This window comes from Hominilimicola fabiformis, assembly GCF_020687385.1.
GTDB classification, from domain to species: Bacteria; Bacillota; Clostridia; order UBA1381; family UBA1381; genus Hominilimicola; species Hominilimicola fabiformis.
The window spans coordinates 114,109-129,009 of the sequence record NZ_JAJEQM010000004.1; the positions used below are offsets into that span (position 1 = coordinate 114,109).

Here is a 14,901-nt window from a genome sequence, read left to right on the forward strand (position 1 = left end):
AAGAAGGGAGTTAACTTAATGAAGAAAAAAATTATTAGTGCTATTTTGGCTTTTTCGATGATTTTTTCTATATTACCATCTACAATTTCATATGCGTATAGTTCATATGGCGTAGAAGCAGATGGATCGATTTCAAAAAATGCATGTATAAGTGAACTAACTGTACATTATACTAATGGTGTTATTGATAAAATATCAGAAAAACCAAATCCTGATCAAAAGTCTAATGCACACCAGGGAGGTCCTGCAACTGTTGGAGTGACAATAGTTTCGGATGTTGATATTTGGTATGATGCAGGCGATGGCGCAACGTTGCAAAATGATTCAAATTCGTTTACTGCTTCATCAACTTATGTAGGTAATGTAGTTCCATCATTTGAAGGTAGCTTTTTGCCTGCTATGAGAGTTAAAGCTAATGCAGTTCCTAATTCTGCGGAAGAACATGTAATTTATGATGCTTCAACAGGATCGGTTGATGTAACAAATGCAGCCAATGGTGGTGCAGATATATTTACAAAGGACAGCGTAAATAGCGTTTTGGAAGCTGCTGGCAATACATTGGATCCAACCAAAGTGGATGGTGAAAATTTATTTGATATTTATAAAGATCAAGATTTAACGGAACAATATACAAATGATAATTTCCCATTTGATACTTATAAAGTAAAAATATATGTTTCAATGGATAATCCAGGTACGGAATATATGTTTGAAGCAGAGGCGGAAGTAAAAATTGACGGTACAGGAGAAATTAAAATTCCATCAGGTGGCGACACACCGTCTGAAGATACAGCAATACCTTCAGTAGCATTAACTGTAACAGCACCGACGATTGGTGCAACACCGGCTACGACTGCTACAACAACTACAACCGGCGTGGTAGCTAATCCGGCTGTTACATGGGATCCGGCTGACAGCACATTTGCTAAAAATCAAGCATACAAAGCAAGTGTTACACTAAGTGCTGACAGTGGTTACAAGTTTACAGATTCAACAACTGCAACAATCAATGGTAAAACTGCTACTGTAACACTTAACGGTGATGGAACATTAAAGGCTGAATATACATTTGACGCTATTAAGCTTACAGGTATTTCATCAAACAAAACAGGACTTACATCTTCATTCGCACCGAATGACAGTTATACACCTGATGGTTTAGAAGTTACTTTAAGGTATAGTGACGGTACGGAGGAGGTCGTACCATATAACAAATTTCCAGAGAACAATCTATCTTTGGTTATTGGAGCAGATTCTGCCACTGCCACTGATTTACCTACTAAATTAACTTTAGATAACAATAATCAAACAGTTTACGTTAAGTACAGCGGAACAGATACAAATGACGGTAATCCAAAGTATCAAGCAATAGATACAATTACTGTTGCAAATGCAAAAATTAAAACAGCACAAGTATCTGTAACATACCCTAAACCGGGTGAAACACCGGATACTGTTGCAACAGTACCTGACGGTGCTAATTATACTGCAGAAGTTACATGGGAACATAACGGTACAGAAGTAACAGGTAATTTTGAATATGATAAAGCATATGATGCTATAATTACAGTAAAACCTAAGACGGGTTATGCACTTGATAATACTAACGGTGTTGCTCTTACTGTAAAGGATAAAACTGCTATAAATCCTGGTGCAGATAAAACTGATACAATAGCATCAGATGATATTGACGTTGACGGTAGTGGTGTAAAGACTGTTTCTTTTGACGCAACAATAAGTACACCTATATCAGCATCAATCTCTGGTTCATTCGATTTATATGATAAGAATGACGTTAACATCACACTTACTTTAGGTACACATGTTATCGGCGACATCACAGGTATCACAATCGATGGACAAACATTAAGCAGTTCTGATGATTACACAATATCAGGAAATATAATTACAGTAAAAGGTGCAAGCCTTGCAACTAAGCTTACAGGTTTGACATCAACTGCGGCAAACAAAAACGTTGAAATTACTGTAACAGGTCAACAAAATGCAACAACAGCAACTCTATCTGCTATTGATACAACACCTTACATCACAATTACTGACCCAACACAAGGTGCAATCACAGGTGTTATTCACACATCAGGTACAAAGGTTGCTTTGACAAAGAATACTGCATATACTTTGTCAGCACCGACTGTTGCTCATACAACAGGTTATACATGGACAGTAAACGGTATCACAGGTACAGACAACGGCCAAACTTATACTTTCACACCGACAGGCGGTGAAGATATAACAGCAACTGTTGCATTGACAGTTGATGCCGGACATAAATTGACAATCAACAAAACAGGTAACGGTACTGTTACTGTAGCAAAAGATGGCGGAAGTACACTTACTGCAGAAACTGACGGTACATACACAGTTTATTCTGATGAAAGCTACACTGTAACAGCAACTGCTGATGACCAAAACAAAGTTACTGCAGTAACAGGCGAAACTATTGACGGTGTACAAAAAACACGTACACATTCAGTAGCAAGTCCTTCAGCAGATACAACTGTTGAGGTAACATTCGCAGAAAAAATAGCTCCGACTGTTAGCGCTGATATGACATACCGCAAGGGTGCAAATGACGGTAATAAAGCATTTACTATTACTTTAGGCGATTATTCAGATGTAAATGTAAACGATACTCCAAGCGGTACTTTTTCAACTGATAAAGCAACATACACTGTTTCAAGTACAGATTTGGACAGTGCAACAAACGGCGACCATACATATACTTTCGACTTCGGCGAAGGTATGACGATTTCGAAAAAAATCACAGTTCTTGCCGCAAGAAGTATTACAAGCGTAACTGCACCGACAGGTACATTTGCACATGGTGATACATTCAAATTGGATGGTTTAGCATTTACAGTAAGTGAAGACGGAACAAATACAACATACACATATGACGGCACAAGTTGGGATAATACACTTCCAACAGGTACACAGTTCAGTTTGGGCGATATAAGCTTCACTGATTGGGATGCGTTCAAGACTGCGGCAGAGGCAAAGATAACACGTCACGATACAACTGACTCAACTGCAGTTAACAACGGTGCTCAAATTACAGTAAGTTTAGGAACTGCTACAAAAGCAAGTAATTCTATTACAGTTGGTCAAAAGGCTATTACTGTTACCCCGTCACAAACAACAGGTATTAACAAGGATTACGACGGTACTGTAAAGGCACCGGCACTTACAGCAACAATCCCTGACGGAGAACTTGTAGGTGATGATGTTGTAACTGCAAGTGTAACAGCAGTATATCAAGATGGTGTTGCGGCTGGTCTTACAGACAAAAATGCAAGTGATAACGACAAAAATGTAGTATTTACTGCAACACTTGCCGGTGCGAATAAAGATAACTACACAATTAAAGCTATCTCTAACGGTAGCGGTAAAATTAACAAGCGTACTGTAAAGATTGCAATTATTAACAATGTACCGGCTGCAACAAAGAATAAAGCTGATACAAAGACAGGTAACGCTACAGCAACTATTCCGACTAATACAGAGTATGATCTTAATACACCATATGAAGTTGTAGATGGTGAAACAGTTGCAATTACATATGAGTATTCATATGCAAACATAAGCAGTGTAGGTCGGGTTAGTGATGTAACAGTGAGAAACATTGCTACAACAAATACAAACTACACTGTTGAACCGACTTATTTGGAAAATCAAAACGGTACAGTTAACAACAGAACTATAAAATCTATCGCTATAAGTGATCCAACTAAGAACGAATATAATTACAGTGACACATTTGATCCTACAGGTATTAAAGTAACTGTAACATATGACGGCGAAACTGATTCGGTGGATTATGATTGGAATGCTGTTCCTGATGATATTACATTAAAGTGGACAGGAACAGAGGAAACACTTTCAGCAACTCATAAGTTTAATTCAGCAGGTACATATACAATTACTGCGTCAGCAACCGGTGTTGACTCGGCGACAACAGGTGGTATTACTGTTAATAAATTAAAGGTTAATGTCACAGCAAGCGGTAATATTACAAAGGTATATGACGGTGGCATAGATTTAGATGATGATGACACAATAACTTATACAGTAACAAATGCGTCTGATGGTTATGATGATCAATTTAATGAAGATAATGTAAAAGTTACCAATAATCCTGCAAAATATAATGATAGATTAGTTACAGAAAACAATATTGTATGGATTACTGTGTCGAGTTTGGAATTAAACAATTCAAATTATAAAATTGAGAATTTTTCAAAAAATGTTACTGGATCAATAACACCTCGTCACATAACTGTAACTGCTATTACTGTTCCGACAGTAAAACAATATTCAAATGATACAGATGTACCGGTTAAAAATGTAGGAACATCAGCTGTAACATTTGATAATGTTGTAAGCGGTGAGAATGTAACAGTTGACTATAAGTATACATATAATGATACATCTGTAGCAGGCGATACAAGTAATATTACAATAAATAATCTTGTTCTAAACAGCACAAACACTGTTAACGCTAACTATAAATTAGATGAAAGCACTCCTACAAAGTCAGGTCACGTTGACGAAAGAACAGTTAACTCATTAACAGTAACTGCTCCGACTCAATTTGCTACGGCTCAAACATATGGTACTGCTTTAGCTTTAGCCGGTTTGAAGGTACAAGTTAACTTTACATCAGGCGGAACAAGCGCCGGTAGCGAAACATATGTATGGAAAGACGCGTCAACATGGACAAAGCAAGTTGAAGGTCAATCAGATGTAGATGTTACAACAGTTCCGTTTACTCTTGCTTGGTCAGGCACAACAGATGTACCGACTCAAGGTGAAACTCTTACTGTTCAAAGAAGTACAAAGGGTATCACTGCATCATACACAGGTACAAGCGTAACAGGTACAAGTGATGCGATTACAGTAAATCCAATCACATTGACTAAGATTAAAATTACAGGTGATGATGTTACTAAGGTATACGAAGGTAACAAAACTTTGACTAATCCAGCATTTACATATGCAATTACAGAGGGTATTATAAATAGTGACCCGGTAACGGTTGAGCCTACTACTGTTGAATATGCAGAGGCAGATGTACATACATCTGAGCCGTTAAATATCACAGGTTTCCATTTGACAAATAATAATGATGGTAACTATAAACTTGGTACTCCTGATGTAACAGGTATACCAAACGGTACAATTACAAAACGTCCGATTACTTTAACAGCTATCACAAATATTCCTGCAATCAACAGATTTGAGGCAGGTACAGGCACAGACCAAACTGCAACAAGTGCTGCAAACGGCGGTGCTACATTTGAGGCGGCAAGTACAGACACAGGTATTGTAAGCGGCGAAACGGTTACAGTAATATATGATTATGCGTATGCAGATAATCAGACAGTAAGCAATACTGCTGTTGTAAACTTATCTAATGTAAGATTAGATACTGCAAGCGATAAGAACTATAGTCTTACTAATAATGCTACTGCAACAGGTGTGGTAAATGAAGTTGAGGCAACAGGTGTTACAGTTACAATTCCTGATAAGACATATGAATATGGCGATAAGCTTGATTTGACAGGTACAACAGTAACTGTTGATTATGGCAATACTAATACAGAAGTATATACATCAGATGATGGTGTGAATTGGAAGAAGAACGATACTGCAGTATCAGAAAAGCCATTCACAATCACACTTCCTACAGATAAGGATAGCTTGGCTGTAGGTACAGCAACTGTTTCTGTAAAGGTTAAAGAAGGCGTTGAAGGTAGTGTTTCTCGCACAGTTAACAAACGTAAAGTAACTGTAAATCCGTCAAAGAACGGTGACGTTACAAAGGTATATAACGGTAACACAACTTATACAAACGGTGTTATTGAGTGGACAGTTGGATCTGTAAACTCTATTGACGGATTGTCTGTTACATTACCGACAGTAAGCGGTGCAACATATACTTATAACGATTCAACAGTTGCACTTGCAAACAAGATTACTGTATCAGATCCGCAACTAAACGATACAAATAATTTTGAAATTAGCGGTTATACAAATCAAGAATTTGACGCAACAATCACACGTCGTCCATTGGTTATCACAGGAATAACAATTCCGAACGTTAATAAGTATGCTGACGTATCACAAAAAGTTACAGACCAAACCGCAACAAGTGCTACAAATGCTACATTTGAGGCGGCAGATACAGACACAGGTATTGTAAGCGGTGAAACAGTAGGCGTAACATTCGACTATAAGTACAAAACTTCAAATCCTGAAAGCGGTACAACTACTGATGTAGAGATAACAAACATTGCTCTTGATAATAGCGTAGGAACAAGCGCAAACTACTCATTGACACCTGATTCATTGACAGGTAGTGCAAATGTAGTAGAAAGAACTATAGACAGTATTACAGTAGCTAACCCTACACAGTTTAACAGCGATGTTACATATAACGATAAATTAAGTATAGCCGGCTTAAAGGTTACAATTAACTATACAGACAGAACATCAGAAGTATACACAGCAACAGTAGTCAATGACGTAGTTTCATGGGCATTGGGCAGTGTAAATATCAGTGCAGATAATATTCCATTTACACTATCATGGAAAGATACTGCAAAAGGCGGAACTTTTGCACAAGGACAAACATTGTCTGTAACAGGACATAACGGCAACCAAATCGTTGCAAACCATAAGAATGGTAATGATAGCGGTGAAGGCTCGGCTGTAACAATTAAGCCAATCGCAATTACATCAATCACTGCAGCAAAGAGCGGTGATATTACAAAGACGTATAATGGTGATACAGAATTAAATGACGCATCAAAGAGCAATATCGGTTATACATCAACTCAGGTAATCAGCGGAGATACAGTAACTCTTGGTGCAACACCTGCATATGAAAATAAGAATGTTGGTCAAAATAAAGCAATTAGCTTTACAACACCGACAGTAAGCGGCAATGATAACTATACACTTGGAACTGACGCTACTGTTACAGGCGATGTAGTCGGTGATATTACAGTAAAAACTGTTGCAATTTCAAATGTATATATCCCGTCAATTTATAAGGACACAGAAGACCTTGTAAAATCTATTTCAAATGCAAGTGCTATTGCAAGCGGTAACCCTACAGCTAATACAGTTGTAGCGGCTGATATTCTATCAGGCGACAGAGCTAATTTGAGATTCGCTTATAAACTTACATATGCAAATTCAACTGATGCTAATCCGACTGTAACAATTTCAGATACTTCTGTTACAGGTACGGAAAGTGGTAACTATGAATTTACATGGCCTACGGGATTGACAGGTACAGTAGTAGCAGACGAATTTACAGATGCTGCAATTACATCACCTGACCTAATGCAATATACACATGGTGATACATTCAATCCAACAGGTTTGTCAGTTACTATTAAGACAAGCAGTCACCCAACAGGTACAACATATACAGTAACAGGTACAGAGGGTAATTACAAATGGGATACAGATCTTCCGGCAGGCGTAAATGTATCACTTGGAAGTATCTCATTAAATAGCAATGACGCTTTGAATTTCAAGGCTCATTACAAGAATATGAAAGATCAGAAGATTAAGGTTTCTGCCGGTGAGAAAGAAGCTGAAACAGGTGCAGTTACAATGCTACAAAAGCAATTAACGGCAACTGCGTCAATAAGTACTGCAAATAAGGTATATGACAGTAAAACAGCTCTTCGTGAGGGTCAAACAGTAACATACACAATCGGTACTGGCGAAGTACAGAACTTTAACAGTGTTACTGATGACGTTAAGGTAACGGCTGACGCAAAATATAAATCTGCTGATGTTTCAAAAACAGGTGAAACAATCAATAATGTAGGTATTGAATTCACAAATATCGCCCTTAGCGGTAATGACGCAGCTAACTACATTAAGCCGTCATCTATTGCTGATATAGCTGGTACGATTATTCCTTACCCAATTCACATAACAGCAATTAACGAAAATGCTCCAACTGCTTACTATAAGAAAGCAAAGAGCGGAACTATTGCCTCAACAGATAACTATACTGCAGAAATGAACGGTTTGACAAAACCTGCAATTAAGTTTAATTATAATTACGGTGATTTGGTTAACACAGTTGCAGACAGCGTTAGCGTTCCGATAAACGTTGTTGATTTTGTTACTGCTACTGATAATTTTGAAATAAAAACTACACCTTCTACAATCAATGGTAAAGTTGAAGTTCAAGGTATTAAAGAGATTAAAATAACAAAGGATAACCATGATTATAAGTATGGTGATACTCTTGTTTTGAATGACTTGTCGGTAAAAGTAACGTATGCTGATGATTCAATAAAGGAGAACATTAAATACAACGATATAGATTGGCAGACTCTTGGTTTAACTCTTAATACAACACTTCCGACAGACGGAACAGTATTAAAGAATTCAACAGATAACGGTAAAACAATTATTGTTGAAAAGGATACAGTACAGTCAAATGCAATTACAATAAACGTTGCAAAACGTACAGTTAAGATTGAAAGAGATGGCAGTGACGCTATCACTAAGACATATGACGGTACAAAAGCTGTAGAACAGACAATCGCTCTAAAGGTTGCCGATTTGCAAGAAGGATTTGACGGCGTATATAATGGTGACATAACAGGTGTAACAGCTACGCCATATATTTACAGCAGTAAAGATGCTCAGAATAATATAGCATTGACAGGTACACCGACTCTTGTAGGTTCTAACTTAGATGAATATACACCTACATATCCGTCATTGACAGGTAACATTACTACAAAATCAGTTACACTAACTCCGGTTATCTCTGAGGATATTTATGAAAATAAATTCGCGACAGATGATAAGGTTATAACTGAAACAGGCGCAACAGTTGAAAATAGTAAGGTAACTCAAAGCGGTATCGTATCAGGCGAAGAGGGTAACTTTACATTTGCTTATACTGTTACTGTTCCAAAGGCAGATTTAGCAAATGCAGCTACAAAATCTTATGCACCGACAAATACAAGCGAAAACGGTACAGGTAAGGGTAACTATACATTTACATGGAATGACGCAAGTGTAGAAATTAAGACTAACGCTGCAACAAGTATGGAAGTAACTACTGATCCGTCAGATATTTCAACTCAGAAATATTATGGTGACAGTATTTCGTTAGACGGTATGGTTGTTACAATCACATATGGAAATGGTTCTACTCACGAATTTACATATGGTTCAACTGAATGGAATAACGAAGGATTTACTGTTGCAATCGAAGACGGCGGTAACTTTAGCAAACTTGTAACAGGTAATAACGGTAAGCATATCGTTGTTTCAAAGACAGGTCTTAACAGTGCAAATACAGCTGCTACATTAAAGGTTAATAAGAAAGATTTACACTTGACAGCAGAAAAAGCTGACGGTTTATCGGCAATCGAAAAGACATATGATACTACAACTGACGCAAAATCAATTCTAAAGTTTGGTATCACAAGCGCTGACTTAGTATCAGGCGATAGCTTTACAGTTGATTCATCAAATGTATCAGCTACATTCGATACTAAGAACCAAGGTTCAGATAAGGATATTACAATAAGCGGTTTGACAATTACAGGCGATAACAGCGATCAGTATAATATAATTATGCCAAGCGGTGTAAAGGGTACAATTAATCCTAAGTCAATCACTGTAAAAGTTGCAGGAGTTGCTGATATTCTTGCCGGTGTTTCGGGTGAAGACTTGAAAAAGACAGCAAGCATTAATTACAGCGAACAACCTGAAAGTGGTGTTTCAGTAACAGTTACGGCAACATATCCTGATTCAACTCAAGATCCTGCAGGTCAAAAGACTGAAAAGGCACTTACATTCACAAAGACTGAAACAGGAAATGAGTTAGGAAACTATGTATTCACTTTGGATGAAAACGGTGTTAAGGGTTATGTTGTTAGCAACATAATCAATGAAATTAATGTAACAACTCCGCCACAGACTGAATATACACATGGTGATAACCTTTCATTGAAGGGTATGGTAATTGAGGTTAAGTATCAAGATTCTCGTGATGATAATATTTATACTTGCCAAGCTGACGGTACTTGGAAAGATAAGAACAGTACCACGGTAACAGAACTTCCTGTATCATTTGCACTTGAAAAGAATGGTACAGAAAACGCATTGACATCACAAACACAACAATTAAGACGTGATACTAATGATGGTGCAATCCTTGTTGTTAAGGGTGGAGATGAAAGTAACAAAGACACGACACTAACAGTTAATAAGAAGGAAATCACTCAAATAACTATTCCGAACCCGGTACCGTCACCGGAAAAGACGTATGACGGAACAACAACTGTAACTCAGTCAATTTCATATGAGGGTGTAGGAGTTCTTGATGCAGATAAAGCTACAGTAAATTCACTTATCAGTGCAACTGCTAATTATGATACTAAGGATGTAGCATTTGATAGTGACGGAACAACAGTTGCAAGTAAAGCTATTAACTTTACAAATCCTACAATGAATGAAAATGACAACTACACAATGTCATCAAGTGCAACAGTTACAACTACAATAACAGGTAAGATAAAGCCAAAAGATCTTACTGTAACAATAACAAGTGTTCCTTCAATTATTGTAGGTCAAAGTAAGACAGTTACATTGACAAAGACTACTAACTATACACAGAGTGGCGAAGTAACAGTTGGTGAAAATACAGAAGAAGTTAATTTAGCTGTTGTAGGTGAGTATGCACAAAATACTACAGCTGAAGATAATGTTAATGTAACATACTCAGTTACAAATAAAGATAGTTACAAAAACTATAACATTATAGTAGCAGAAAATCCAACGGGTACTGTAAATAAGAAACCTGTAACAAAGATTGAAGTTACATCTCCTACAAAGACAACATGGTCACATGGCGATGATTTAACTCTTGACGGTATGACAATCACAGTTACATACAATAATGATGATACTGATACAAAGAAGTATGAACATAAGAACGGTAAGTGGCATGATGTAACAGGTGGCAGTGATACAGAGTTACCGGGAACTCCTGACGATGTAACAATTAGATGGGGTGACACAAGTAATTCAGCAACTGACGATGTAATTCGTCTTGATGATATAAATAAGGGTCTTACAGCTGATGGCGACAACAAGACAACATCTGTTAAGGTTACATCAACAGTAAAGGATACTAACGGTGAGTATCAATTAGCTTCAACCGATAAAATTACTTTAACAAAGAAACAACTTACTCTAACAGTAAGCGGTAATATTACAAAGCCATATGATAATACAAGAGATCTTAGCACTGACAATCTTGGAAATGTAAGTCTTACATTAGACGGTGTAGCCGGCACTGACGGTGTTACATTAAATGAAACAGCTACAAAGAACAACATCAAGTATGCGGGAACAACAGTAGCAGATACAGCGTCAGTACCGACACCGGCACTTGTAATCGGTACAGTAGTGTTAGCGGATAATGCTAATAATCACTACTATACAGTACCATCAGGTGCAAGCATTACAAATAGTACAACAGGTAAGATTAATAAGCGTTCTGTACAGATTATATCTGTAACAAAGAATATGGATACATCAGTTGATGCGTCTAAAACAGGAACTTTGAAAAAATTAGTACAATCAACTACTGACGGTTATGGTATTTCAAGTGCTGACGGTTTCTATTCAATCTTAAGCGATCATGTAATTAAGGTTGATATACCTTATACATATAGCCAGACATCAGCAGAAGGTTCAGCAACTGTTACATATGATAATGCAACTGCGAAGGTATCAGATGAAAATGCAGATTATGTAGCTAACTATGAGGTATCATTTGCTATTGCAGACGGTAGTGCAACTATTTCAAACGGTACAGTTACAGGCGTTAAGATTGAAACAACAGGTAAAACAGAGTATACTCATGGTGATTCATTCGACCTAAAAGGTACAAAGATAACTGTTACATACAATAACGGTGCAAAGCAAGATACATATAAGTATGACACAGCAAGCGGTAAGTGGATTAAGAACGATACAGGTACACCGGCTGAATTGCCGAGTGAAATAGGTATTAGTCTTGGCAACACAACAATTAATGCAAATCCGGCATCGGATACAGATAAGACTGTTGTAAAATATGACAAGACAAATACAACACCGGAATTGAAAGCTACTTATACAAAGAGTGGTAGTGAGCCTATTCCATCAACAGAAAATCCTACAGTTACGTTGAAGAAGAAGACTATTACAATAACTGTTGCAAACAGTGCAGATGAAATCAAGCATACATACAGTGGTAATAATTCTCTTACAGCCGATGAAATCGGTAAATTAGCGATTACAGAACCTGCTAATTTCAAGGTTGGCAGTGATGATGTAACTCTAACTAAGGGTACACTTTCTGCAACAATCGGTAGTAACACTAACGGTAATGTAGCAAATGATTTGACTATTAATGCCACAGGTTATGTGCTTGGTGGTGCAGATGCCGATAATTATGTGATTAGCTATGTAAACAACGCAAAAGGTAATATTGTAAAAGCACCTTTGACAATTACAATCAGTTCAGTTCCTTCAATTATTGTGGGTCAAAGTAAGACAGTTACATTAACAAAGGCGACTAACTATACACAGAGTGGTGAAGTAACAGTTGGTGAAGATACAGAAGAAGTTAATTTAACTGTTGAAGGTGAGTATGAACAAAATACTACAGCTGCAGAAAACGTTAATGTATCATATACAGTTACAAACGAGAACGACTATCCGAACTATGATATTACAATCATCGGTTCACCAAAGGGTACAGTTACTCAAAAGACTGCAACAGTTGAAATTATTAATCAACCTCAATTTGTAACTGCTACACCAAGACCACAACATGGTGATAAGCTTGGTACAGACGGTCTTAACGGATTTGAATACACTGTATCTTACAGTGACGGAACAACAACAAAGCATAAGTATGAAAACGGTGATTGGTTGACAACCGGCGGTTATACTGCTCCGGAAGATGGTACAGCATTTACATGGGAAAATACAAAGACAGCTGTAAGCTCTGATTCTGAAATCCGCAGAGATAAGGATAATCAGATTAAGATTACTGTTCCGACAGCAACAAAGGACCCTTTGACAAATAAGGCAACTGCTGATAAGAAAAAGATTAAGATTACAGCAAACGGTACATATACAAAGGTATATGACGGTACAAATACAGTAATACTAAACGAAACAACTCCTGAAATTACTTATACAGTAAGCGGTGTTGTAACGGGTGATACTGTAACAGTTACAGCAACTCCTGCATTTGTAGATGAAAATGTTGCTAAGTTCGGTGATGTATATCAAAAGGCAATTAACTTTACAAATGTTTCAATTAAAAATGAAGACGGTACAGACACAGATAATTATGAAATTGTCGCAGATGAAAACGGAGTTGTAATTGCTCCTATCATGGGTGCGATAACACCTAAGACAATCAACATCACTGCATTGACTGTTCCTTCATCAACAAAGGGTTCAGCAGGTGAAAAGACTGTAACAAAGAACAAGAACTTTACAACAACTGATATTCTTGAAAAGGATAAGGATAATGTTACAATCGGCTATAAAGCTACATTCGTAACATCAGCAACAGGAACTGTCGATGCAACTGTTACAGATGCAAAGGTAGACGGTTCAACTGACCAAATGACTCTTAACTACGTTGTAGGTACTGTTACCGGCGCTAAGATTGAAATAACCAGCAGCAATCATGGTGGCGGCGGCGGAGGCGGCGGCGGAGGTAACTCCCTAAGCATTAAGTACGAAAACGCCGACGGTACAGCAGGTAAGGACGTAAGCAAGATTGAAGCTCCTGCAGAAAGTGACCCTGTAGACTTGATCGCAGTATTCGTTACAAAACCTGCAGACCCAACAGTTATTTGGACATCAGATAATGAAAGCGTTGCAACTGTAGACGAAAACGGTATTGTTAAGTTTATTGGCGAAGGTACAGCTATAATCACAGCTCAGTCTAAGACTAATAAGACTCTAAAGGATACTGTTACAATTACAGTTACAAAGGCAGTAGCAACACCGACTCCTAAGCCGGCAAATCCTACTCCGGAACCTACAAAAGAACCGTCAATCATCACAAAGACTATGTTAAATCCATATATCGTAGGTTATGATGATAATGTATTCGGTCCTGAACTTCCAATCAGCCGTGAAGAAGTATCAGCAATATTCGCAAGATTGATTGCAAATAATATCTACATGGATAAAGAATATGATACATCATTCCCTGATGTAGGCGAAGGTTGGAGTAAAGATTATATCGGTTACTTGGAGAAATTCAGTGTAGTAACAGGTTATGAAGACGGTACATTCAGACCTCAAAATTACATCACAAGAGCAGAAATGGCTGTTATGATGGCTAAGGCAGAGGGCTATGACATCTCAGGCTATATGTCTTCTGATGAATTAGCTTATCCTGACGTAGATGAGGGTTACAGTGAATGGGCTGTTAAGGCTATCAAGTATTTGACAGACAGAGGTATTATGGAAGGTTATCCTGACGGTACATTCGGTCCGAACAGACCTATAACAAGAGCAGAAACTGTTGCAACAGTTAACAGAGTTCTTGCAGATATGACTGTCGGAAATATCGAGGTACTTCCGTCAGATATGACAGAGGCACATTGGGCTTATAATGATGTAGTATTCGCAATGAACCACAGAATTCTTAAAGACGTTGCAGCTGATGAAAGTCAGTTCATCAAGTCAGAAGAATATGATAAGAATAAGATTACAGAAACAGAAGTTGTAGAAGACACATCAGACGAGAATGCCGGAGCGGGTGCATCACCTACTCCGGAGCCTTCTCCGACTCCCAATGCTTGA

General features: G+C 37.7%; 1 protein-coding gene. It reads left to right on the forward strand.

The features are described 5' to 3' along the window. The first annotated feature begins 18 nt into the window (after nt 1–18). Nucleotides 19–14,901: an S-layer homology domain-containing protein gene (locus LKE05_RS04130; protein WP_308456017.1), complete on the forward strand. Its 14,883-nt coding sequence runs from the start codon at nt 19–21 to the stop codon at nt 14,899–14,901.

Excerpts from the sequence above, each read along its gene's own strand:
- LKE05_RS04130 (WP_308456017.1), top strand. The coding sequence starts at position 19 with ATGAAGAAAAAAATTATTAGTGCTATTTTGGCTTTTTCGATGATTTTT.